This is a genomic window from Hoylesella nanceiensis DSM 19126 = JCM 15639 (genome assembly GCF_000379965.1).
Lineage (GTDB): Bacteria > Bacteroidota > Bacteroidia > Bacteroidales > Bacteroidaceae > Prevotella > Prevotella nanceiensis.
In genome coordinates this window covers 719,889-744,304 of record NZ_KB904328.1, presented here as the reverse complement: position 1 = coordinate 744,304, position 24,416 = coordinate 719,889, and the positions used below count along the sequence as shown (strand labels likewise).

At 39.5% G+C, this 24,416-nt stretch carries 18 protein-coding genes and 2 tRNA genes; 6 read left to right on the top strand and 14 right to left on the bottom strand.

The window, feature by feature from the left end; genetic code table 11:
* The first annotated feature begins 74 nt into the window (after positions 1-74).
* Positions 75-2,120, top strand: coding sequence for a methionine--tRNA ligase (gene metG, locus A3GM_RS0106005; RefSeq protein WP_018362488.1), 2,046 nt, complete (start codon positions 75-77; stop codon positions 2,118-2,120).
* A gap of 129 nt (positions 2,121-2,249) precedes the next feature.
* On the opposite strand, the gene A3GM_RS0106000 is transcribed toward metG, so the two are convergent.
* The 3 genes from A3GM_RS0106000 to A3GM_RS11885 all read right to left on the bottom strand — a co-directional run bounded on the left by A3GM_RS0106000 (position 2,250) and on the right by A3GM_RS11885 (position 5,630).
* Complete coding sequence (locus A3GM_RS0106000; protein WP_018362487.1) at positions 2,250-4,439, bottom strand: glutamine synthetase III family protein; 2,190 nt, start codon at positions 4,437-4,439, stop codon at positions 2,250-2,252.
* Positions 4,440-4,517: 78 nt separating this feature from the next.
* The gene (locus A3GM_RS0105995; RefSeq protein WP_018362486.1) at positions 4,518-5,495 is read right to left on the bottom strand and encodes a transporter; all 978 of its coding nucleotides are present in this window, start codon (positions 5,493-5,495) and stop codon (positions 4,518-4,520) included.
* A 24-nt stretch (positions 5,496-5,519) separates the two neighbouring features.
* Positions 5,520-5,630 (bottom strand): AgrD family cyclic lactone autoinducer peptide, encoded by a 111-nt coding sequence (locus A3GM_RS11885; protein WP_169333328.1) that lies wholly within the window; start codon positions 5,628-5,630, stop codon positions 5,520-5,522.
* Positions 5,631-6,292: 662 nt separating this feature from the next.
* Between A3GM_RS11885 and A3GM_RS0105985 the strand changes: the two genes are divergently transcribed.
* Together A3GM_RS0105985 and A3GM_RS11575 are read left to right on the top strand one after the other, a co-directional pair.
* A complete protein-coding gene (locus A3GM_RS0105985; protein WP_025830204.1) occupies positions 6,293-8,068 on the top strand; it encodes a right-handed parallel beta-helix repeat-containing protein in 1,776 nt (591 codons plus the stop codon).
* A gap of 438 nt (positions 8,069-8,506) precedes the next feature.
* Entirely contained in the window at positions 8,507-8,656 is a 150-nt protein-coding gene (locus A3GM_RS11575; RefSeq protein ID WP_154648095.1) for a hypothetical protein, read from the top strand.
* Positions 8,657-8,684: 28 nt separating this feature from the next.
* Here the strand turns inward: A3GM_RS11575 and A3GM_RS0105980 are convergent, their stop codons facing one another.
* The 11 genes from A3GM_RS0105980 to A3GM_RS0105925 form a co-directional block, all read right to left on the bottom strand.
* Entirely contained in the window at positions 8,685-10,712 is a 2,028-nt protein-coding gene (locus tag A3GM_RS0105980; RefSeq protein ID WP_025830205.1) for a RagB/SusD family nutrient uptake outer membrane protein, read from the bottom strand.
* A gap of 13 nt (positions 10,713-10,725) precedes the next feature.
* Entirely contained in the window at positions 10,726-13,908 is a 3,183-nt protein-coding gene (locus A3GM_RS0105975) for a SusC/RagA family TonB-linked outer membrane protein (protein WP_026216138.1), read from the bottom strand.
* A gap of 608 nt (positions 13,909-14,516) precedes the next feature.
* Positions 14,517-16,070, bottom strand: a complete 1,554-nt coding sequence (locus A3GM_RS0105970; RefSeq protein WP_018362482.1) for a YifB family Mg chelatase-like AAA ATPase — start codon at positions 16,068-16,070, stop codon at positions 14,517-14,519.
* A gap of 135 nt (positions 16,071-16,205) precedes the next feature.
* Positions 16,206-17,207, bottom strand: coding sequence for a DUF4369 domain-containing protein (locus A3GM_RS0105965; RefSeq protein ID WP_018362481.1), 1,002 nt, complete (start codon positions 17,205-17,207; stop codon positions 16,206-16,208).
* A 45-nt stretch (positions 17,208-17,252) separates the two neighbouring features.
* The gene (locus A3GM_RS0105960; protein WP_018362480.1) at positions 17,253-18,923 is read right to left on the bottom strand and encodes a hypothetical protein; all 1,671 of its coding nucleotides are present in this window, start codon (positions 18,921-18,923) and stop codon (positions 17,253-17,255) included.
* Positions 18,924-18,946: 23 nt separating this feature from the next.
* A tRNA-Leu gene (locus A3GM_RS0105955) sits at positions 18,947-19,032 on the bottom strand.
* Between the two features lie 21 nt (positions 19,033-19,053).
* Positions 19,054-19,126 (bottom strand) — tRNA-Gly (locus A3GM_RS0105950).
* Between the two features lie 75 nt (positions 19,127-19,201).
* On the bottom strand, positions 19,202-19,783 hold the full coding sequence (locus A3GM_RS0105945) for a hypothetical protein (RefSeq protein ID WP_018362479.1): 582 nt from the start codon (positions 19,781-19,783) through the stop codon (positions 19,202-19,204).
* On the bottom strand, positions 19,773-20,192 hold the full coding sequence (locus tag A3GM_RS0105940; protein ID WP_018362478.1) for a hypothetical protein: 420 nt from the start codon (positions 20,190-20,192) through the stop codon (positions 19,773-19,775). Before A3GM_RS0105940 ends, A3GM_RS0105945 begins: the two co-directional genes overlap by 11 nt.
* Positions 20,193-20,239: 47 nt before the next feature.
* On the bottom strand, positions 20,240-20,872 hold the full coding sequence (gene pyrE / locus A3GM_RS0105935; protein WP_018362477.1) for an orotate phosphoribosyltransferase: 633 nt from the start codon (positions 20,870-20,872) through the stop codon (positions 20,240-20,242).
* A gap of 246 nt (positions 20,873-21,118) precedes the next feature.
* Positions 21,119-21,697, bottom strand: coding sequence for a DUF417 family protein (locus tag A3GM_RS0105925; protein WP_018362476.1), 579 nt, complete (start codon positions 21,695-21,697; stop codon positions 21,119-21,121).
* A 516-nt stretch (positions 21,698-22,213) separates the two neighbouring features.
* On the opposite strand from A3GM_RS0105925, the gene A3GM_RS0105920 reads away from it, so the two are divergent.
* The 3 genes from A3GM_RS0105920 to A3GM_RS0105910 all read left to right on the top strand — a co-directional run bounded on the left by A3GM_RS0105920 (position 22,214) and on the right by A3GM_RS0105910 (position 24,314).
* Positions 22,214-22,717, top strand: a complete 504-nt coding sequence (locus A3GM_RS0105920) for a zinc-ribbon domain-containing protein (protein WP_018362475.1) — start codon at positions 22,214-22,216, stop codon at positions 22,715-22,717.
* A gap of 2 nt (positions 22,718-22,719) precedes the next feature.
* Entirely contained in the window at positions 22,720-23,451 is a 732-nt protein-coding gene (locus A3GM_RS11030) for a YiiX/YebB-like N1pC/P60 family cysteine hydrolase (RefSeq protein ID WP_018362474.1), read from the top strand.
* Between the two features lie 248 nt (positions 23,452-23,699).
* Complete coding sequence (locus A3GM_RS0105910) at positions 23,700-24,314, top strand: hypothetical protein (protein ID WP_238299405.1); 615 nt, start codon at positions 23,700-23,702, stop codon at positions 24,312-24,314.
* The last annotated feature ends 102 nt before the right edge of the window (positions 24,315-24,416 follow it).

Sequence of the window (24,416 nt, the reverse complement as noted above, 5' to 3'; positions counted from 1 at the left end):
GGTGCTTTTCCCCTACTTCTCATTTTTTATTCGTAAATTTGCAAGATAAAGAGAATAAAATAACACTATATACAATGGCAGAAAAGAATTACAAAAGAACCACAGTAACGGCTGCTTTGCCCTATGCAAACGGTGGAGTGCACATCGGACACTTAGCTGGTGTTTACATTCCAGCCGACATTTACGTTAGATATCTTCGTTTAAAGGGCGAAGAAGTGGCATTTATTTGCGGTAGTGATGAGCATGGTGTGCCCATAACTATTCGTGCAAAGAAAGAAGGAATCACTCCTCAAGACGTTGTAGACCGTTATCATCAACTTATAAAAGATAGCTTCTCTGACTTTGGTATCAGCTTTGATATTTATAGTAGAACAACATCTGAAACACACAAACAAACTGCTTCTGACTTCTTTAAGCACCTATTGGATAACAATAAGCTACAAGAAGGCGAAACAGAACAATTATACGACGAGGAAGCTCACCAGTTCTTGGCAGACAGATACATCACTGGTGAGTGTCCATATTGCCACTATGAGGGTGCTTATGGCGACCAATGCGAAAGCTGCGGACGTGACCTTTCACCCACAGAACTTATCAATCCAAAGAGTACTATCAGCGGTTCGACTCCTGTTCTACGCAAAACCAAGAACTGGTACCTACCTCTTAACGACTATCAAGCATGGCTTAAAGAGTGGATTTTGGAAGGACATAAGGAATGGAGAGCCAATGTTTATGGTCAATGTAAAAGCTGGTTAGACCTCGATTTGCAACCTCGTGCCATGACAAGAGACCTCGATTGGGGTATTCCTGTGCCTGTTGAGGGAGCAGAAGGAAAGGTATTATATGTTTGGTTCGATGCTCCTATCGGCTATATATCTAACACTAAGGAGCTATATCCTAACGATTGGAAGAAATGGTGGCAAGATTCTGAAACCCGATTGGTGCACTTTATTGGTAAAGATAACATCGTGTTCCACTGCATCATCTTCCCTTCTATGTTGAAAGCTCATGGAGATTATATCCTTCCTGAGAACGTTCCTGCTAACGAATTCTTAAATCTTGAAGACAACAAGATCAGTACTTCTCGCAATTGGGCTATCTGGTTGCACGAGTATTTACAAGAATTACCTAACAAACAAGACGTTCTTCGCTATGTATTAACAGCCAATGCGCCTGAAACAAAGGATAATAATTTCACTTGGAAAGATTACCAAGAACGCAATAATAACGAGCTTGTGGCAGTGTATGGCAACTTTGTTAATCGTGCATTGCAGCTCACTAAGAAGTATTTCAATGGCGTTGTGCCTGCTTGTGGCGAGCTTCTTGACATCGACAAAGAGGTATTTACCGAGCTAAAAGGTGTGAAAGAAAAGGTGGAAACCTTGCTTAACAACTACAAGTTCCGTGACGCTCAACGTGAAGTTATGAACATTGCACGCATCGGAAACAAGTATATGACCGACTGTGAGCCATGGAAATTATGGAAAACTGAGCCTCAACGAGTTGAAACTATCTTATATGTTTGCTTGCAATTGGTGGCTAACTTAGCTATTGCTTTCGAACCATTCTTGCCATTTAGCAGTAAGAAACTACGCCAACTCATTCACATTGAGAATGCAGATTGGAGTAAGTTAGGTGCTACCAACTTACTAACTCAAGGCCATCAGCTTGCTGAACCTGAGCTACTTTTCGAAAAGATTGAAGACGAAACAATTGCTTTCCAATTAGAAAAGCTCGACAACATTAAGAAAGCTAACGAACAAGCGAATTATAAAGCGAAGCCTATTAAGCCTGTAGTGAGCTACGAAGACTTTGAAAAACTAGACATTAGAGTGGGCAAAGTCTTAACATGTGAAAAGGTGAAGAAGGCTAATAAGCTTTTGAAATTTACCTTAGACGATGGCAGTGGCAAAGAAAGAACTATTGTAAGTGGCATCGCTAAGTTCTATGAACCAGAGGAATTAGTGGGCAAGAGCGTTCTTTTCATCGCCAATTTCGAGCCTCGTAAGCTCATGGGAATAACCAGTGAAGGTATGATTTTATCTGCTGTTGACTTCGATGAGTCGCTCAGTGTCACCACAACTCTTCGTGAAGTGAAACCCGGAAGCCAAGTAGGATAAACGCAATAGCACTGCTATTGACTCTATAAAACAAAGAAGTTCTCTCTCTTACATTGATTTATTCATGTTCGAGAGAGAACTTTTTATTATGATGTTATTATCTTTCTACCTTTAAAGTAGAGCGCAGAACTATCGTATAAACAATAGTTCTCGGTACTTAGGAAGTGTCCAAAGCTCGTCAGCAACAATCAATTCGAGTTTATCAATGTGGTATCTTATGTCCTCAATGATAGGCGCAACGGTGTCGTGATACGCAATAGCTTTATCTCTTTCGCTTTCTATTTTATTCGCAACTTTACGTGCTTCCACCAAATTCTCAACCATAGTCTCGATGTGTTCGGTTCTTTCTGCAATCTCTTCTATAATCTTTAGGTTACGAGAAGTTAAGCTCTTAGCCTTTGATTCATCGAAAATAGCATACATATTGTGTACATTCTTAGCCAAACGACTTTGATAATGGGTTGCAACAGGAATGACATGGTTCATTGTTAGGTCGCCCATTACACGAGCTTCAATTTGAATTCGCTTGGTATAAGTTTCCCATTTCACCTCGTTACGAGCCTCAAGTTCGTTCTTTTTCATCACGTTTGTGCGCTCAAACATCGCCACAGAGTCGGGCTTTAAGTAGTGATCAAAGATGAGAGGACAGCTTGTTTCGCAGTCGAGTCCACGTTTCTTAGCTTCTACTACCCATTCTTCTGAATAGCCATTGCCTTCGAATACAATTGGAGCACATGTGCGAATGTCTTCACGAAGCACGTTGATTATTGCGTTTGTTTGGTCTTCTCCCTTCGCAATGAGGGCGTCTACACGCTCTTTGAACAATGTTATTGCTTCTGCAAAGGCGGTATTTAGCACAATCATAGCAGAGGCACAGTTGGCTTCACTGCCCACAGCTCTGAACTCAAAGCGGTTTCCTGTGAAGGCAAAAGGACTGGTTCTGTTTCTATCAGTGTTATCAATTAGCAGCTCAGGTATCTCTGGAATGTCTAATTTCATACCCTTTTTATCAGCCACATTGAACAGAGTTTCATTATCAGAGTCTACAATATGCTTTAAAAGACCAGAGAGTTGTTGACCCAAGAACGCAGAGATAATGGCAGGAGGAGCCTCGTGTCCGCCCAAACGATGTGCGTTAGTGGCACTCATGATCGATGCTTTTAGAAGTGCTTCGTGGCGATATACAGCCATTAAGGTCTCTACAATGAATACAACAAAACGCAAATTGTCTTCAGGAGTCTTTCCTGGTGCGTGCAAAAGAACGCCAGTGTCGGTGCAAAGACTCCAGTTATTGTGCTTTCCACTACCGTTAATTCCATCGAAAGGCTTTTCGTGTAGCAATGCTCTAAAGCCGTGTTTGCGTGCTACTTTCTTCATTAACGACATCAAAAGCATGTTATGGTCGATGGCAAGGTTACACTCTTCGAAGATAGGAGCAAGCTCAAACTGATTGGGAGCCACCTCATTATGACGTGTTTTACATGGGATTCCTAATTCAAGTGCTTGTATTTCGAGGTCTTTCATGAATGCTTGTACACGCTCTGGAATAGTTCCAAAGTAGTGATCGTCCATCTGTTGGTTCTTAGCAGAATCGTGTCCCATCAGTGTTCTGCCTGTTAACATAAGGTCGGGGCGTGCCAAATAAAGGTCTACATCAACGAGGAAGTATTCTTGTTCCCATCCTAAATTGGTTGAAACCTTCTTTACTTCGGGGTAGAAATACTTACAAACGGCTGTTGTTGCCACGTCTACTGCATGCAAAGAGCGTAGAAGTGGTGCTTTATAGTCGAGTGCTTCACCTGTGTAAGAGATAAAGATAGTAGGAATACAAAGCGTGTCGTCGATGATAAACACAGGCGATGTAGGATCCCAAGCCGAATATCCTCGTGCCTCAAAAGTATTTCTTATTCCTCCGTTAGGGAACGAAGATGCGTCGGGTTCTTGCTGAACAAGTAGCTTTCCGCTAAACTCTTCAATCAAACCTCCTTTGCCATCATGTTCTACAAAGGCATCATGTTTCTCTGCAGTTCCCTCTGTTAGGGGTTGAAACCAGTGTGTATAATGGGTCACTCCATATTCTTCTGCCCACTGCTTCATACCTTTTGCCACAGCATTTGCAATAGAACGGTCTAAGTGCGAACCATTATCTATCACGTCAATGAGCTTGTTATAAACATCTAAAGGAAGATATTTATACATCTTCTCACGGTTAAACACATACTTTGCAAAGAACTCTGATGGACGTTCTGCAGGTGTTTCTACTTCTAAAGGACGCTTTTTAAACGCCTCGGCAACAACTTGGAATCGTAAATTAGACATTGTATTTTGTTTTATTAATGTATCCATTTTATTTTCAACTCAATTTTCTCAGTTCATAGCTCCTTATCCGTTTCGACCCTATTGCACTGCCTTTTCGGCATTTCTCAACATTTGTTTGTCGTAACGGGCAATCTCTATGCTGTTAATGATATTCTGCCAAAGAATGTAACAGCCTGGTCCTACTGTTGAAAGGGGCGTTAAATAGGCGTTAGCAATCCATATTGCGAAAGCCGTATTCTTTTGTCCTAAGCCCTGACCAGCCTCTAATCGTCTATTAAAACGCAAGCCTATCGACCTTCCTACCATAAATTGTACGAGGCAAACTACAAGTCCTGCCACTGCAATGAGCAACAAAAACAACACACTTGCCTGTGCATGTACAATGTTTTTAATGGTTGTTCCACTCACAATGAGCAACGAACAAGCCCAAAGGTAATATGAAAGGTCTTTCACACTCACAATCTTTCGATGAATCTTCTTCATACTTTTCTTCACCACATAGGCCAGAAACATAGGCAAAACGAGCACTAAAAGAACCTGATAAAGTATCTTTAAGAAAGCCGAAAGGAAGCTGATGTGCAAACTAATGTCTACCAATGGCAGACAAATGGGAATGAGTATAGATGAAAAGAAGTTAGAAACATAGGTATAGGTGGTCATTTCTTCGATGCTTCCGCCCAACTTTTGGGTGACAACAGCAGCGGCAGTGGCACATGGACAGATGACACAAATAAGAATAGACTCGCAAAATACGAGCCTAGAACCACTTTTTCCCCACAACAATGTGAGTGCTAAAAGAAGGAGAATGATGCTGAATTGTGCTACAAGAGCGTAGCCATGCCAGCGTGTTACACGCAGTTTTTTGAAGTCTACTTTACAGAATGTAACGAAGAGAACTAAGAACATGAACAGCGGAAGGATTGCATTAAAGAAAGGCGCAAACAGCATTGCCGCACTCAACAAGCAAGGAGTGAAGGCAAAAATGAGATAAATAACAGCCCCAAAGGTGATAGACAGGGGCAAGGTCCATGTCTTTATAAACTTTATTAAACCCATGTTGATGTAAAGTTTACCGTCCTTTCAGTGTTTCTTTTCAATGCAACGCCTTTCAAACATCTTTATTTTCGGTTTGTAATAACCCACCAAACACGTTGTGTTGGAGTTGCCAAAAGAAAACAAAAGTAACAGCAAGCAATCTCGTTTTTTGCCCTCTAACAATATGCGCTAATCCTTTTAAACATTGGTTTGTTTGGCTTTCGGCATACAAAGTGCATTAAACGGGTATTTGCTCTGTTCTCAATTTGTTTGCAAAGGTATTATAATTTGTGGGTTCATAAAGCACTCTAATCTCTCTTTTTTGTTATATAATCTTAATTAGAGGCATTTTTTTAACTCCTATTCTACTTTCTTTTTCGATGTAGAAGGAAAGAAAAGAGATGCCAAGGGTGATGTGTTGAATAGGAAGGGAGATTGACTTGCCATTTTGATGGCATTTCAACACTGAAGTAAAAGCTATGCTATTGACCTGCAAAAGCATTGTTATTGCTGTGTAATTGCACTGCTTTTAGCATGCAAAAGCATTGCTTTTGTTGGGCACTACCTATAAAGCCGAGTAGAAAGGGCGTGCAATATAGAATATTTTTGTAACTTTGTGTGGAACATCTAAACGATGGTTCCTTTTCGTTTTCAGGTTTTCAAAAGGATAAAAAGGTTGGCTCATTTTGCCCATTGCTATCCTTTCAGCCAACAATCACTCGCTGTCGGACTACTGAATATCTGTCTAAACAAAGCATTTACATCACATTGAATACAAGGGCAACACGCTCTACAACATCAACACTTTACGTTTCACTATGAAAAGATATTACTTATCGCTTTTTTTTATGTGCTTTTTATCGGCTTCCCCACTCTTTGCCACTCAAAAAGATACCATTTTTGTAGCCGATTATGGTGTGACTCCCGACACTTACGAGAACCAAACCGAACGTTTGGAGGCTGCTATTGCCGATTGTAAGCAATTCAACTCTAAAGTATTGGTGTTTGAAAAGGGACGTTATGACTTGTGGACTGAAGGCGCAACCTACAAGAAATTCTTTATAACCAACACTTCTTCGGAAAGCGAATGTCCATCGAAAATAAAAACAATTGGTATGTTTTTCGAAGATATGGAGGGCTTAACCATTGAGGGAAACGGTGCAACTCTGATGTTTCATGGCAAAGTTACGATGCTTGCATTTGAACATTGCAAGAAAATGACTTTGCAAAACATTCATATCGACTTTGAAAGACCTGGCGGATCTGAGCTTACTCTCATTCAAAGAAATGAGAAAGGGGTGGTTGCTAAGTTTCATCCTGATTCACGATATGCCATCAAAGATGGTAAGATAACGCTCTATGGAGAGGGCTGGCGCACCAATATTCCACATTGCATCGAATACAATCCCACTACAGAACATTTTTATTATAGCCAGGCTTGGAATGTTCTTGCAAAGGCTAAAGCCACTGAGTTGGCTCCACATGTGGTGCTTTTTGAAACTACAGACACGGCTCAATGCAAGCTAAACCACACTTTAACGATTAGAGATATTATTCGTGACCAAGTGGGAATGTTGATTTATGAAAGCGAAGACATTACTTTTAAGAATGTTGGAGTGCACTATATGCATGGATTGGGCATCGTTAGTCAGTTCTCTAAGAATGTTGAAATGAACCACGTTTATTGCATGCCTCGTCAAAATAGTGGTAGATTATTGGCTTCTTCTGCCGACTTTATGCATTTTTCGGGTTGCTCTGGTAAGGTGAAGGTGGTGAATTGTAAGTTTGCTGGCGCACAAGATGACTGTATTAATGTGCATGGAACGAACTTACGCATTATGGAAAAGGTGAACGACTATACCCTTAAACTGCGCTTTATGCACCCTCAAACCTATGGATTTAATGCCTTTTTCGAGGGCGACACGGTGGCTTTTGTGCGCCCATCTACTATGCAACGCTATGCTCAAGCGGTGATTAAGACAGCTAAACTGCTATCGAACAGGATTGTGGAAGTAACGCTAACGAAACCTATTCAACACGATATTGAACTGCAAAGCGATTGCCTTGAGAACATAACTTGTACGCCTAAGGTGGAGATTCGCAATTGTTATTTCACCCGAACAAGTACTCGTGGCATTTTGGTTACAACGCCCCGACGAGCGGTTATCAGTGAAAACGTGTTCTATAAAACGGGTATGAGTGCCATACTTATTGAGGCTGATGCTGCGGGTTGGTATGAGTCTGGTCCTGTAAAAGATGTTTTAATCGAAAATAATACTTTCCTTGATTGTGCTAATAACAATAATAAACATGCTGTTATTGAATTGAATCCATCGAATACGGACATCAATGAGAAACGCCCTGTACATCAAAATGTGCGCATCATCAACAACCGTTTCACCAGTTATGGGCAGACTATTCTATCGGCTAAGAGCACTTCTAACTTGGTTTTCCGTAACAATGAGATAACTATGTATCGCAAATCGTCTGACACTTCCTCTAAATGGTTCTCGTTAAATGGTTGCAGTAAGGTGAAATTCAAGGCAAATCAGCTACTTGTTAGGAAGCCTATAGAGTACTCTTGCAGAATGTAATAGTACCAAACAAAAGGACTTGCTATACAAAGAGATATCGAAAGCAAGCCTTTTATTGAAGAATATGCATGTAACCTATTGGTGATTGAAGAGCAACTTCTTGCTCTTGTGATGCTTATCCAATGGGTTACATGCTTTTTATACCTCTTTCTTTTTTCTAATCCATTGAGAAAGGGTCATCACCTCTCCTTCTTTCTCTGCTACAAGCATAGGAATGGACTGGGGTTATCTACCTTTCAAAGGTGCTACAACAATGTTTCCCCTTTCTCTTCTAATTGTTATAGTCTTTCTTTTCTATTTGTAATGGTCTTTCTTTTCTACCTATTATTCTTTTGCTTTTTAATTAATTTCTCTCCTACTCAAATCGTTTTAGGGCTTATAAGCTGTTTTTCTTTCACCTTACAGGATTCGCTCACCGCAACAGCATAATTCCTTTAAATGCAAAAAGAAGAGCCTTTCTGCCCTTCTTCAATCGCCTTCGCTCATAGCTACACTGCTATTGGATTTTTACCTCACCCCAAAGAGGTAAAGAAAAGGCCGTGCGCCAAAGCGTTATCACGCTTTTGGGCACACGACCATTGGTATTAATCAAATCTATTCTTAGTCTACTATGCAATTATTGCACTCCAATAGGTCCTTGTCCAGCAACCTTTGGCCATCCTGGATTTTGATAAACAACAGATTGATCGATGTTGTTATCAGCTGCAGTAGATGACTTGCGGAATACACTTTGTGCAAGAGGAGTTAGATAATGAGCCTCTGTGAAATGGTAACCGTTGAACACAGAGTTGTTAACCTTACTCAATTGGTAAGGACGAACATATACTCCACTGATTGTTTTATCAGACATATTACCCTTACCTTGCTCAACATTTACAATCACAAGGTTTACTCCATCTTTATCAACTAACGCACCTTCGTAGATTGAACCCCAGTATCTCATACCCTCAATTTGGTATCCATTCACTTGATCTAGAGCTCTCCAACGACGTAAGTCATTTAAACGCATACCTTCAGCGATGAACTCATTACGACGTTCACGACGTATATTGTAAAGTGTTGTGTTAACTAATGCACCGTGAGAGTATGCTCCGAAGTCATTCTTAGCTTCTTCAGTCATAACTGTTGCATTAATTGTTTTGGTGTAATCTGGATCCACTTTAGCACGAGTACGTAGCGCTTTCCAATACTTAGCCGCTGTTGCATCGATTGTTTGGTTCTTTTCATACGATGCTTCCATGTAGTTAAGAAGAGCTTCTGCACCACGGAATACAACACTTGCAGAGATACCCATGTGGTGCTCTTCTTGTTGTTTTGAATCGTAGTTCAAACCTTTCTTCACTGCAAAACCAGTAACGATACGTGTTTCGTTGTTACCTTTTGCTAACCAAGACATATCAAATCTTGTTGCTACAGCTCCGTTGGTATAAGAAATAACGTCGCCATCTTGCTTACAGAATAGTTGGATACGAGAGTCACGATCTTGCAAAGTAGCTTTCACACCTTGTGTTTCCCAGTTGCTATTATAGCCAGATCCTGTAGCATAAATAGGCAAACCATTACGCATTAGGAATGAGTTTACATAGCCACGTGTGTAACCTGTACCACCACCATTACGTCCTAATTGCATTTGAATGTTATGAGTTACGCCTTGTTCTACATTGTATTGACGCCACATAAGCACTTCAGGATAGCTTGCTAAGTCAGGCATACTGAACATTGTAAAGTATGGGTTTGCGCTCTTCAAGCTTGCATCTTGACCATCACGAACATCTGTATTAGCTGCTAAGTTGTCTACCACTTTGTCGCCAACTACTTTTGCAGAGGCCATAGCTTCACTTAAGAAGTAATCGATTTCACTATCAATATTGAAGCCAGCAACGTCTGCTGCGTCTCCAGGCCAACCGCTTCCACCAGGTACAAGGGCTGTTCCTTTGTGGTATTTGAGCCATGTTCCTTCGTAAAGAGCTACACGAGAGCGGAATAAATAAGCCACATTTTTGCTTATTCTGTTACGTCCTCCAGGTGCATCTTCTTTCAAAAGTTCGATCGCTTTGTCGAGGTCTTCTAAGATAAAACGAGCCACTTTGTGTTGTGGTTGACGCTTAGAATTGTCGAGCAACACCTTTCTATCGTCTGCTAAAATCTCTTTAATAATAGGACAATCTCCAATAGTTGAGAGTTTATCAAAATAAGCTTTAGCACGCAAGAAGTAAACTTCTCCGATGTAGTGCTTAATGTTATCAGGATTACCTTTTAGTGTTCCTGCTTGATATTTTGGCAACACTTTCTCGAAGAAATAGTTGCAATGGTGAATCTGTTCAAAGTTCCATTCTTTCGAAGAGTTAGCGGGAACTTGCCAGTTTCCAGGCACCCAGTAGTTAGAATAGTCAACTCCTGCTTGGTTATCAGTTGCATTATCATCTGCAAAAGTACCCATACCATAAGACCCTGGATTAAGAGTTGAGAAGTCATAGTACTTTATTGCATAGTCTGCCAAATCGCTTTCAGCTTGGAAGAACTTTTCAGGTGTAACCTTATCTTCTGGCTCTCTATCTAAAAAGTCATTACATGCAGTGAATGTAGTGAGCGTAGTGAGCATTAATCCCGAGAAGAGAATACTGCTAATATATTTTAGTTTCATAATAAATAATCGTTTAGAATGTTACACTTAGACCCATTGAGAATGATTTTGTCAATGGATAAGTTTTACCTATTTGATTGCTATTAGATAAATATCCAACTCCAGCTAATTCAGGGTCAGCTGTTTTTATGAAGTTTGTGATGGTTAGAATATTCTCTGCAGATACGAAAACACGAACGTTTTGTACTGCAATTCTCTTTGTAAGAGCAGCAGGTAGAGTATAACCTAATGTGATATTCTTCAATCTGCAGTATGCTGCATTTTGCAAATAACGTGTTTGTGTTTGTGTATTACGTCCACCATTCCATGACAATCTTGGATAGTAGCTATCAAGATTTTGTCCTAATGGGTGGTTAGCTTCTGCACGGAAGTAATCTAAGTGTTCCTTAAATCCAAGTCCTTGCCATTTTCCTTGTCCTAAAGCACCCCAGAACATTGGACCTCCAGCATCGAAATCTCTCTTCAAAACACCTTGGAAGAAGATCTTTAAGTCGAAGCCTTTCCAAGCTGCATCAAGGTTCAAACCAAAGTTATAACGTGGAGTTGAGTTACCAATGATACGTTTATCACCTGGTTTATCAGCTGTTCCTTCACCACCATTTACTTTGAAATCGCCATCTAAGTCGGCATACATAATGTCACCAGCAGACCAGTTACTACCGATTGCACTTTGGTTAGCTTTAGCTAAGTGGGCATCCATTTCTTCTTGAGTTTTTGCAATACCAACAGTTGTATAACCCCAAATATCGCCTAAACGAGAACCAGCATAGTGTGTACCGATTGTCTTTGATGGGTTAGGATACTTATCGATTGTAACGAAGTTGTCTGACAAGTTTAATGTAACACCATAGCGGAAATCAGCGATTCTATCACGCCATGATAGTTGAAGTTCCCAACCTTTAGATGTCATATCGAGGTTGTTTACCTTTGGAACAGCAGCACCTAGTACGTCTGGAAGCTCAGGAGCAGGACCTACCATGTCGAAAGTTTTACGTTGGAAGTAATCGAACGAACCTGTTAAGCGGTTGTTAAATGCACCCCAATCCAAACCAATTTCCCATGTTCTGTTCTTTTCCCATGTTAGAAGAGCAGAGATAAGAGCTGGGTCTTCAGCTACGTTTGGCTTTTGTCCGTTAACCAACCAGTTACCATTCTTAGTCTTATAAGGAATAGTTTGGTAGAATGGATACCAGTTATCTGTATTTTGGTTACCCAATTGTCCCCATGAAGCACGAAGCTTAAGAGTGTTGATATGCTTTTGCATTGAAGCCCAGAAGCCTTCTTGTGCGATGTTCCAACCGAATGAGAACGATGGGAATAGGTTCCATCTCTTTTCACGAGTGAAGCGTGAACTACCGTCGTATCTTAAGTTAGCTTCGAACAAATAACGTCCTTTATAGTCGTAGTTAAGACGTCCGAAGAAACCTGCTGTACTCCAAGTAGCTGGACCTCCAGTTACACTTGGGTCACTTGTTGTTGTGTTAAGTGTAGGAATACCGCTAATCATGTTCTTTTGTTGAGCGGTGAATGAGCGTTGGTGCAACCATTCGCTTTGATAACCCAACATCACTTTCATGTTATGATCGCCAAATGCACGAGTATAATCTGTGTAGAAGTTAGGGTTGAAATAGTTGCTCTTGTATGCATATTCGTAAACACCAGATACTGGATGGTCTATAACAAATGGTTTGTCATCTGCATCATAGCCGTAAACTGTTTGCCAATCTTGGTGATTAAAGTTGTTATTTGCACGATAGTTGAATTCTAAGTGAATGTTCCAATCTTTGATAGGAGTAAGAACTAATGCAAGTTGTTGTGCGAATTGGTCTTCTTGTGATTCGTTAACACCACCGTCTAACATTTGATTAATGTATGTAGCATCTACATAATGTCCGTTAGGATCCTTTACAGGAATGATAGGCCAACGGCGTACTACTTGGTGATAGAACAATCCATTACCTTCACTAAGTGTGTAAGGAGCAGTGTAATCTACACGTGCAAAACGTGTGCTGTATGAGAAGTTAAGCCAATCTGTGATGTTAGCATTAACCTTACCAGTGAGGTTATAGCGGTTACGAGCTTCTTTACCATAACGCAAGATACCATCTTGTCCGAGGTAGTTAGCCGAGAAGTAGTATTTCAAACGATCGCTACCACCTGTTAAACTAACGTTGTGTTCTTGTGAGAAAGATGTTCCAAAGAATTCTTTCATCCAGTTAGTGTTACCCAATGGCAAATTGTCGTTATCGTTCCAGATTTCCCATCTGTTTGCACTATTGCGGAACATTTTAGCCATTGTACCATTAGTTTGAGCCTCTTTAAGCGCTGCAAGCTTTTGATCAGAGAACCAAACGCCAGCACCTGAGTTAATAGATGCATCGTTCATGTATAGCGCCCATGTGTAAGAGTCGAGCATATCAGGAACGTTTATCAAGCTATTGAAGCGGAAAGAGTTGTTATAGTTCACTGTGAACTTACCTTCTTTACCACCTCTTGTTGTTACCAACACAACACCACCAGCAGCTCTTGAACCATAGATAGAAGCTGCAGAAGCATCTTTCAACACTGAGATATTCTCGATATCTTGTGGGTTAAGAGTGTTCAAATCGCCTTCCATACCGTCGATTAAGACAAGTGGAGCAAGGCTAGAACCTGCACCAATAGTACCTGTACCACGAATGTTGAAGCCTTTATTTGAATTCAAAGCACCACCATTAGCACCTGTAGTGAAGTTCATACCAGGCACCATACCTTGCAAAGCGTCCTTTACGTTGTTCACAGGACGTGCAGTAAGATCTTTAGCTGTCACTGTAGAAACGGCTCCAGTAAGGTTTGCTTTCTTTTGAGAACCGAAACCTACGACAACCACTTCGTTTAGTTTTTGAGCAGAAGAGTGAAGTGTTACGTCTACAACGCTGCGTCCACCCACGCCTACTTTTTGTGTTTCATAGCCGATATAATCGAACTGTAATGTTGCGTTCGAAGCGCATTGGATGCTATAATTACCATCGATATCAGTAATACTATTTGCCTTTGCGCCTACTTCTCTAACGGTTACACCAATTAAAGGTTCGCCACTATCGTCTTTTACGACACCTTTTACCAAATGAGTTTGTGCCCAAGTGGCAACAGACATCATTGCAAATAGAAGCATCATCCACATTCGCCGCGGATTGTTTAAACTGCTTTGTCTCATTGTTTATTAGTTTAAGTGTTTATAAATAATTATCGTGTTTAGTTTAGGTGATGAGCAACTTAAAAATGATAAGCCTCTCAAAACTGGCCGTAAAGATACAAGTTAAAAAAGTGTTCACAGAAAAAAAAAACGTTAATAATTATTTAAACGGATAATAAAATAGATAAAATAACACCTTTAGTATTTGTTTTTAACACTTGAAGGAATAAAAAGCACTTTTGATGTGCATCAAAAATTAAGCCCTTATCAGAAGTTTTTAGCATAAACATGCAGTTTTAATGCAAATGCGATAGTACTAATTTTTATTACGACAAAAAATGTAATTAAGATATATAAACAGAACGAGCGTTTTCGGTTTACACCTTATTATATATATAAGAAGAAAGCCTATATCTTCTTATTTCACTTCACCTATATTCTAATTGCAGTGCTTTTACATTGCAATAGCTATCCTTTTGCGATGTAATGTCAATGCTTTTGCAACCTAAAGTCAATGCTTTTATATTGAAAGAAAAAGGACATAAAAAAGCCCCAACAATGCAACAGCGAAACATTCGCTACATTTGTTGGGGATAAGAAACGGATAACCAAAAGAGAAAACGAGCGGATTAGCGTGCTCCACGCTCCGACCAATCGCCCCTATCTAAGTTTCGATAGCCTATAGCTTCGTATAAATGTTGTTCTAACACCTGCTCACTTCCTGCTAAATCGGCAATGGTTCGTGCCACTTTTAATATGCGGTTATAGGCTCGTGCCGATAAACTTAATCGTTCCATAGCAGTTTTTAGCAATTCGATTCCTGCCTGATTGGGCTCGGCATACTGATGAATCATTCGCTCGGTCATCTGTGCATTGCAATGAATTCCTTTCACATCTTTGTATCTTTCTTCTTGTATTGCACGTGCTTTGATCACTCTTTCTCGAATAGTGGCACTGCCCTCACCTGGTTTTGCCTTCGAAATGTCTTTAAAAGGCACGGGTGTTATTTCTACTTGAATGTCTATTCGGTCGAGAAGTGGACCGCTGATTTTACTCATATAACGAGCTATCTGACCTGGCATGCACACACAATGATGCGTGGGATCGCCATAATAACCGCACGGGCAGGGGTTCATCGATGCCACAAACATAAACGAACAAGGAAACTCGATGGTGTATTTGGCTCGAGAAATGGTGATCTTTCGGTCTTCTAACGGCTGTCGAAGCACTTCGAGGGTGGATTTATTGAACTCGGGTAGCTCGTCTGCGAACAACAAACCATTATGGGCAAGCGATATTTCTCCAGGCTGTGGAGAGGCTCCTCCGCCTACAAGTGCTACCTCAGAGATGGTGTGATGGGGCGCACGAAAGGGGCGTTGCGAGATGAGTGACATGTTTTTACCCAGCTTTCCTGCTATACTATGTATCTGTGTGGTTTCTAAACTCTCAGCAAGCGACAACGGGGGAAGAATGGAAGGAAGGCGTTTTGCCATCATACTCTTGCCACTTCCTGGAGGACCTATCATGATTAAGTTGTGCCCACCCGCTGCTGCTACTTCCATTGCACGCTTCACATTGTCTTGACCTCGCACGTCTTCGAAGTCTAAATCGAAATTGTATTGATGTTCGTAAAACTCTTTTCGGGTGTCGATAACGGTGGGTTGAAAGCTGGTGTTGCGCTGTGTTAGAAAGTCGATCACGTCTTTTATGTTCTCCATTCCATACACATCGAGATTGTTTACCACGGCGGCTTCTCGCACATTGGCCTTAGGAACGATCAAACCTTTGAACTTTTCTGCTCTTGCTCGTATGGCAATAGGTAGTGCTCCCTTAATAGGTTGCAACGAACCATCGAGACTTAGCTCGCCAACGAACATATATTGCGAAATAATGTCGGACACTATGTCGCCATTTGCAGCAAGAATAGCAAGGGCTAAGGGTAAATCAAACGAACTACCTTCTTTGCGCAAGTCGGCTGGTGCCATGTTTACTGTGATGTCGGCATGGGGAAATTTATAGCCATTATATTGCAAAGCGGCTGCAATTCGGTCACGACCTTCTCGCACTGCTTCATCGCCTAAACCTGTGAAATGATATAAAACACCATTTACAAGACTTACTTCTATGGTGACGGTGGTTACATTTAAGCCATTAACGGCGGCGCAATAGGTTTTTACGAGCATAAAAAATGATAGGTGTTTTTTGGTTAGTTGTATGGTGTGAATGGGTGTAGACGAAGGGAAAGAAGGAGAAAAAGGGTTTGTTTTTGATGTTCTTTTAGGGTAAAGGTTGTCGTTTGGGAAAATAGGAGCTATGCCCTATCGGGTGAGTTCTTCTACTTTCTTCTTTAATTCTTCGTTCTTTAGATTTCGAGCTACTATCTTTCCACGCTGTAACACGATATTATCTGTTGGCGAGAAGAAACCTAATGAGCGGATTAACTTACCGCCAAAAAGTTGCTCATCGCAAACTATATTCCAAGAAAGTTCGTTCGATTCTACTGCTGTCTTAACGGTTTCTTTCGATGCATCGACACAAATTGTTAAGATAGAGAGTTTGTTTCCTGCTGTACTTTTGAGTTCTTTTAAAGTACTGAGGGTTGAATAGGCGTTGTAATCCCATGTTGCCCAAGCGGTGATAACGGCGCAATCTGCTTTGGAGAGGACTGCACTTGAAATGGTGTTTCCTTTGATGTCGGTGGCAGAAAAAGAGGATAATGCCTTGCCTTTTTCTGTGTTTGCAAGTCCTTCTACTTGCTGTTGCATACGAACAAGGAAACCATTGCGGGGCTGTTCTTTTAACATAAGTGCTAAAAGTTGCTTTGCAAGTGTGTAATTAGGCGTGGTAGTTTGTAGGAAGTACTTGTAAAGCAAATACGAACTAACGAGCGATTCGGGGTGATCTTCTATAAATTGCTTTGCATACTCTATTCGCTTTGGAGGCGATGCCGATGCCATTTGCTCTCGAAGACCATTCATCAGCTTATTGTCTTTGGTGCCTTTGGTGGTGATTTCTTTCAAATGCGATGCGTCTCCGTCGAGAGTTACGCTCTCACCTGGCTCCATAAAGATGGGTTGCTCGCTGAAATTAGGAAAAACGAGCATTAAGATTGAGGAATGGTCGCACTCTGTTTGGTACACAAATCGACCTGCTTCTACTCGTATTGTGTCGAATCCTTGAATGCCTCCGTCGGGACTATAAACATAAAACTCACCTTGATTGAGGTTTAACAAGCGTCCCTCTAGCTTAAAATGCTTGCTATCGGTACCACAAGAAACCATAATCAAGGTGAGTGTTGCTATATAAGCGAATAGTCTCATATATGTTATTGAAGGGAACTTAACTCCCTCTTAATTCACATTGTCTTACTTAATGATTTTTAATTCCAAATCTTTATCGGCATAAGTCTTTAAAGATGGATTGAGTTTTAGCGCTTCTTCAAGATGCGAAGTTGCTGAGAACTTGTTGCCTCTACGTGCTGCTACGATGGCATGAATGTAGTGGGTGTAAGCTGTTTTGTGCTTTACTTCGTCTAAAGTTTGCGCTGCTGCAGCGTAGTTGTTATTCATCAATTGAGCAAGAGCTGCTAAATTGGTGTTTGAATCGGCTAAATCTCGCTCTGCATCTGCATACTTTCCTTTTGCAAAAGCAAGGGCTGCAGTGGCATAAGCTGTGTTATTTGTGCCTGAAGCATTTGCAATTTGCACTTCTGCTTGTGCAAGATTGCCGTGCATTAGGTCTATCAAACCAAGATTTGCAAGGGCTTCTGGCGCCTTACTATTTACTCTTAAAGCTTGCTCTAAATAAGACTTCGCCTTTATTTCGTTGCCTTTCTTTAATTCAAGAGTAGCAAGATTGTTGAACGCTCTGTAGTCTTTATCATACAAACGAGCTGCTGTTTGATACACTTCTTCTGTCTTTGTACCGTCTACAAGTGTTGCATAATAAAGTAATTCGTCGGCACTTAGCTTAACAGGATCTTTCTTATATTGCTCTGCTATCTCGTCATCACTGCGGCCAACAACCTCATAATTGATCACAAGTCGTGCTCTTCTAAGCTCTGGAAGAATTCCATTTGCAAGCTCTCTAAAGCCTTCACTCATGTTTCTTATTTGTTGTTCACGTTCTTGTGGGTCCTTATACATAGACAAAACACGCAAAATTACGTCTTTATCTTGTATGTTTGACACTTGAACGAGCTTTTGGAAGCCTTCCCAGTCTTGTGCTGTATAACCTGCATCGATGGCAGTTGACATCTTATTAGCCTTGAGTTGGTCTTTCACATAGCCTTCTCCTGTGTTCTGACGCTTATTCGCAAGCTTGTCATTAAAGCTGAAACCGCCTTCTGGAGACGCATAAGCTTTCACCTCAATATTATTTAATATGAGGCTTTCACGCTCGCTATTGATTTTCTTGAGCATGCGAACAAAATCATGAATAGAATTGCTTTGTAATTCGCTCTTACGCAAATTAGCTTGATTTACCAAGAATTTGATGTTTGCTTCTTGCTTCTCTTTCTTTACACGTTCAAAAGAATCGGGAGCCAAGCAGCCTCCATCTTCGAATAAGATGTTCTTATACAGTTCTGAAGTAGCAATTACTCCATAACCTATTCTTACTGGATTTAGATTAACCTTCTTATTTCCTTGCAATGCATTGAAAGTGACATAAAGGTCGCTTTTTTGCATTTCTGGGGTATAAGCAAACGCTGTTTTGATGGTAAAACGTCCACCTAAACGATAAGATACCGATGGATTGTTTCCTAAAACTTTTTCTCCTTGGAATGTAGCTGAAGTGCCTTTAACAACTGAACCATCGCTAGAACGTAGCTCTGGAACAAGAGTTAGCACTACATTGCGCTTCATATACTTTTCTGGAAACAATGTTGTAATGGTAGCATCTACTTGACCTGCCTTTACTTCTAAAGGTGTTGGAACTACTGTAAACTTATCTGCTGACAAGCTTTTGAGTTTAGAACAAGATGTAAATAGGAATAAGGTAGAAGCAGAAAGCGTTAGAATGGTATTTCTAAACATAAGATTTAATGTTTTAAGGATTGTACCGCGAGCGGGACTCGAACCCGCACAGCCATCACTGGCCAAGGGATTTTAAGTCCCTCGTGTCTACCAATTCCACCATTGCGGTAGCCTAATTAGAAAGTAAAAGAGCGGAAAACGAGACTCGAACTCGCGACCCCAACCTTGGCAAGGTTGTGCTCTACCAACTGAGCTATTTCCGCTTTTATTACTGGGTGCAAAGGTAATGTAAATAATTTAAAATGCAATAGCAATATACATTATTTAACATTATATCTTTAATTCTTTACTATTACGACCTCTTTTGGAGTGTTTGAAGCACGATAAACAACCAAACGATAACGTCCTTCGCCTTGAATCATGTTTCCACCTGTATTGAGATTAAAGGCTCTTTTACAGTTTTTGCACTGCGCTATACCTGCACTATTCACCGAAAGGGGATAACTTTTCAAGGGAATAGCATTGTAGTCGAAACAATGTGGACACTCTCCGTCGTAGGCAAAGAATGGAGCTGGCGTATCTAAATTGCCATACCCCACTATAAGGAGATTGTTTTGCCCTAATATTTGAGTTTGACGTGCGTCGATTGCATTAAATGGAACGACATCAACCAAGCCCTGATGGTTATCAAAACGAAAACTTCTTTGTCCTCCAGAAAGGGTCTCTGATACAGAGCAAAACACGCCAACGTTGCCCAAGGCAGTTGCTAATGCTGCCGAATGACCATGCAAACGGGTATCAAACACAAAGTTGGCGTGCTTTGTTGTATATTTAAATTCATCGCCAGAACAGCCCACACCTATTAATAATAATAGGAGAAAACAAAGTGGAACGATTCTTTTTGCGATATTATTGACCATAAGGAATGTTTTGAAGTATATCTGCAAGTTTTTCAATACCTTCGTTTAAAGGCTTGCTCACCATTGGCTTTAAGAACATACTGATCTCTGCCTTGATAGTAAGTTTCATCTTACAGCTATCCGAAGTTACAGGAAGAATCTGAATCCAGAAGTTAAAAGGCAACGGACTCTCTTGTGCTTCGAATTTAATACAGTCGAACTCTGTGCGTTCAATGATTCTCAATTTCACCGAACCAACAGCACCTGCGCTAATTGATATACTATCATTATCGAACGAAAGGTTATTGATTTGGTCTTCAGGAAGACGATCTTTCACCTTTTCGAGGTTCTCTAAATTACTTAAAGTGTTATATACTAACTCTTGACTATAGGGTATTTGACGTACGCTACTTTCGAATTTACTCGACATTTCTATTTCTTTTGATTTATAATTGTGCTATTCTTGAAAGCGTTTCGTTATTTACCAAATTCTGAAGGATTACTTCTCCAGCTATCAAGTAATGCGATATCGTTTTCTTTGATATAGCCTATCTCTAATGCTTTAGCCACTACATGCTCATAATCTGTTAGAGTAACCAATGGAACATTTGCCGAATCGAATGCTTGTTGTGCCACATCGAAACCATAAGTAAATGCTGCAACCATACCAACAACATTAGCACCTGAACGACGAAGTGCCTCAACTGCTTTCAAAGAGCTACCTCCTGTTGAAATTAAGTCTTCGATCACAACAACGTTTGAGCCTTCTTTTAGCTTTCCTTCGATAAGGTTTTCCAAACCATGATCTTTTGGTTTACTTCTAACATAGCAGAAAGGAAGTCCTAATTCTTCTGCCACAAGAGCTCCTTGTGGGATACCTGCGGTTGCAACACCAGCGATAGCGTCTACATTGTGGAAATGTTTTAGAATAGCGTGAGCCATTTCTAATTTCACAAATCTGCGAATATCAGGATAAGAAAGGGTTTGACGATTATCGCAATAGAAAGGCGATTTCCAGCCACTTGCCCATGTAAAAAGGTTGTTTGGTTGAACTTTTATAGCTTCAATCTTTAAAAGTTTCTCTGCAAAAAGGGTTCTCAAATTATCCATTATTATTTCTTTTGTTATGTGATACAATGAGTTGTAGAATATTATTATTGCAAAGATAGTTGAAAAAACACGAAGTTAGGCGACAAATCGGAAATAAAATCGTTTTTTATCCCCATTGACTTCATTTTCGCCTTGTTTATCTTTCGAAGAATAAAAACGAAAAATGGTTCTTGCCTTTCGACAAGAACCATATACTAAAGCCTCATAATATGCTTTATCGTTTATTATAATCTGAAATTCGAGTTCTTATAATTTGCATTGAGCTAACAATTTCTTTGCCGAATCAGAAAGTAGAACTACGGCACCTGAAAGAATCACAATATCTTTCAACACCAATCTACCTGCACCCGAAAGCAGCGGGAATCCATGCTCGCCACTACCCAAATCTGGTACCCAACATTCAGGAGTTGTTACCAAGAACGATAGTGTTCCTATTGTCATTACAATCACAAGTAGTTCTCCAAAGATACCGATTTTAGGTGTGAAGATACCCAACAAGGTTAAAACACCAATCGACATAATGAGAATTCCCAATCCTTTAGAAAAACCATATGTGTTATTTGCTTCGTGCCATTGGCGGTTTTTAAGCACCAATTCGCCTTCTTTATTCTTATATTGCTTATACTCTGGAGCCTCTTTTTCATAGAAGAAACTCATAAAAGGACTATTTGCTACGAATGGAACAATACCATCTGCCTCGTATTTAGCAAACTTCAATCCTCCAATCCACACAAAAACGATGAATATTCCTACACGTAAGAAATTCAAGCCAAACTTATTTAAGTTGGCAGCTACTGAGAGTAGCCCATGTACTAATTCTTTCATAATCTGTTATTTGTTTATTATTTATTTTCTGTTTTATATTATGTTACTCACGGTAATAAGTCTTTCTTTTTAGTAAGAACGACTTGAATAGTTTTATCTTCTGATTCTTCTTCTTATTATAATTGATTACAAAATTAGCACTTTAAATACAATTATACTTCAGAATCGTAATTTATTTTATCTATCAAGTTATAGATAAAAACTATCTACGGACATTTTTTGATCTTAATCCACTCATAACTAACACTTTAAGTAAAGCTATTCATTACACTTAAAGGCTCTTTTTATTTGAAAACATCAGCCAACACACCTCTTAGAATATAAAAAGAATCCTCTTTTTGATATTTCGTTTCAATCTTTTTTGTATATTTGCCATATACTAATCAATGTATTACGCCTCTAAAATGGGCTAACCTAAATAGAATCGACATTCAAAACATTGTATATTTTTATCATTATGGGAAAAACCCATTGTTATTATAGCATACAATAATATTAACTTTTAAAATAAATCTTATGGAATACTGTTCAAAATGTGGCACACAATTAAAAGAAGAGGAAAACTTTTGTCCTCAATGTGGCAAAGCTAAAAACCAACCTGTACAAACAAGTTATGCAGAAGAAACACCCCAACAAGGCCCTCAATTCAACTATCCTTTAAAGAAAATCTTATACATTGCGCTACCTTTAGCTATTTGTCTTCTATTGGGACTCACATGTCCTGATAAGGAGAAACACGTAGAATCAATACGTACTGAATTGACGAACGTTCTTGAAACATCAAATAAAAGCGAAAATGCGATGTATGCTTTAATGGGAGGTGCAGTAATTGAGAAAGTACTTAATAGCAAACTAAAAGTAAATAAATATTTTCTTTTTAGTACAGGAACATTCAGTAATGGCAAAGATTCAAAGCTTTTATCTATCGGAATCTTAGGAACTGTCTTTACTTTCATCGATAAAGACGAATTAGACAAGATGAACAAGTCCTTAGAATCCGAAAATAGTGATGAGGAATAGGTATGAGATACTGGCAGTTTACGTTTCTCATCATTCTCATGTTTCTATCCCATTCGTGTAAGAAGAAATGTGAGAATAAAGTCGTTACTGCCTGTATCGACACGCTATCTCTACACGATGGCGATCTTATTTTCAGAGAAGGCAGAAGCACCGAAAGCCAAGTTGTAACAAGTTTAGATAGTGGTAGCTATTCACATGTTGGAATAATGCTACACACAAAAGATGGTTGGAGGGTTATTCATGCCGTCCCTAATGAGACAGAAAACGAGTTAGATACCGTTAAATACGAATCTATTAGTTCTTTTATACAACCCGATAAATGTATAAAAGCAAAGGTTATACGTATTTCTTTAAGCGACAAAGTCGTCAAAGGGGCTATACAATATGCCTTACAAAAGGTTGGTATGCCCTTCGATAAAGACTTTGATATAACCGATACTACAACATTCTACTGCACAGAATTAGTGTGGAGAGCTTATAAACATGTAGGTATTGACATTTCTAAAGGAAGAAGACACCATATCAATTTATTGGGTTTCAACAAAACTTGTATTCTACCTTCGGATATAATGCCCAATAAAACAAACTGTACGTTGTCAAACAAAAGTGCACACCCCAAAGACGTATATTTAGGGCAAGAGGAGAAAATCAAAAAGATAAGAGAAATAATAAAGCAAAATTCAATCAACAAAAGAACTTTTGATAATAAAACAAGAAAATATAAGAGTAAATAACTACATTTGCAGTTGTGCACTTTTGTTTGACAACGTACAACTGCCCCTTGGGGTGAAATACTCAGCAATCTAACTCGCCCGAAAGACGAACGAGGGTACGATTTAAGCGAAACTGGAGTTTCCGACATATTCTTCCAAGAGGCTGCTGATGGATTCTGTTCTTGGTTTATCCTCCAATATATGAGAGGGTACAAACCATTTGTGACTATGATATCGAAGGAAATTGACATTGAAAATTTATTAAATTAATGATGATAAATAAAATAAAATATAGAATTATAATAGCAAGTATGATTTTCTGCTGTTTGGGAATAGCCCTATTTTCTCACTTTAGAAGTGATATCCTTACTATTCCAACAGAATATTATGTATTAGAGTCTGACACGACCAACGTTGGGAAAAGTTCAAGACATCTGATCGTGCTTTTATCTAATGCTCCACACTTAGAGAAAAATGTCAAGAAATGCCTTGAAGAATCTTTTTGGAGGCATATTTCCTTAGACACATTATGCCTTTATACTGTATATTCTGTACGTTATTATCGAGAAACAAAATACCTGACTCGTAACTTTAAAGAAGGAAATCAATATGTTCCAATATATAGCCATTGGGATAACACAATGGATTGGAGAAATCATTTTAAGGATGAATTGGGAAATGTTATGTTTTGTAAACGTAAAAATGGGACAGGAATCTATAGCATTATAATTAATGATACAGGTTATGGATTTCATATGTTTGTAGATATTGTTAAAAGTGAAAGTACTTACCAGGACTTCAATGATATAAAAAGCTTCTATAAAACAAAATGCAAAGAATTGGGAATCAAAACAAAGAATATTGAAGTTAATGAAAAATATTGAGAATTTTATGCAAAAGGAATTGCCCTTGTGTGTCAAATTTAGAATTAGCCAAAAGACTAAAAAGTAAGAAAACATGAAGAAGTATAATATTTTATATCGCCA

Coding starts and splice junctions, on each gene's coding strand:
- metG (WP_018362488.1), top strand. CDS start 75: ATGGCAGAAAAGAATTACAAAAGAACCACAGTAACGGCTGCTTTGCCC.
- A3GM_RS0105970 (WP_018362482.1), bottom strand. CDS start 16,070: ATGCTCGTAAAAACCTATTGCGCCGCCGTTAATGGCTTAAATGTAACC.
- A3GM_RS0105965 (WP_018362481.1), bottom strand. CDS start 17,207: ATGAGACTATTCGCTTATATAGCAACACTCACCTTGATTATGGTTTCT.
- A3GM_RS0105940 (WP_018362478.1), bottom strand. CDS start 20,192: ATGTCGAGTAAATTCGAAAGTAGCGTACGTCAAATACCCTATAGTCAA.
- A3GM_RS0105985 (WP_025830204.1), top strand. CDS start 6,293: ATGAAAAGATATTACTTATCGCTTTTTTTTATGTGCTTTTTATCGGCT.
- A3GM_RS0105995 (WP_018362486.1), bottom strand. CDS start 5,495: ATGGGTTTAATAAAGTTTATAAAGACATGGACCTTGCCCCTGTCTATC.
- A3GM_RS0105980 (WP_025830205.1), bottom strand. CDS start 10,712: ATGAAACTAAAATATATTAGCAGTATTCTCTTCTCGGGATTAATGCTC.
- A3GM_RS11575 (WP_154648095.1), top strand. CDS start 8,507: ATGCAAAAAGAAGAGCCTTTCTGCCCTTCTTCAATCGCCTTCGCTCAT.
- pyrE (WP_018362477.1), bottom strand. CDS start 20,872: ATGGATAATTTGAGAACCCTTTTTGCAGAGAAACTTTTAAAGATTGAA.
- A3GM_RS0105910 (WP_238299405.1), top strand. CDS start 23,700: ATGATGATAAATAAAATAAAATATAGAATTATAATAGCAAGTATGATT.
- A3GM_RS0105945 (WP_018362479.1), bottom strand. CDS start 19,783: ATGGTCAATAATATCGCAAAAAGAATCGTTCCACTTTGTTTTCTCCTA.
- A3GM_RS0105925 (WP_018362476.1), bottom strand. CDS start 21,697: ATGAAAGAATTAGTACATGGGCTACTCTCAGTAGCTGCCAACTTAAAT.
- A3GM_RS0106000 (WP_018362487.1), bottom strand. CDS start 4,439: ATGTCTAATTTACGATTCCAAGTTGTTGCCGAGGCGTTTAAAAAGCGT.
- A3GM_RS0105920 (WP_018362475.1), top strand. CDS start 22,214: ATGGAATACTGTTCAAAATGTGGCACACAATTAAAAGAAGAGGAAAAC.
- A3GM_RS0105960 (WP_018362480.1), bottom strand. CDS start 18,923: ATGTTTAGAAATACCATTCTAACGCTTTCTGCTTCTACCTTATTCCTA.
- A3GM_RS0105975 (WP_026216138.1), bottom strand. CDS start 13,908: ATGAGACAAAGCAGTTTAAACAATCCGCGGCGAATGTGGATGATGCTT.
- A3GM_RS11030 (WP_018362474.1), top strand. CDS start 22,720: ATGAGATACTGGCAGTTTACGTTTCTCATCATTCTCATGTTTCTATCC.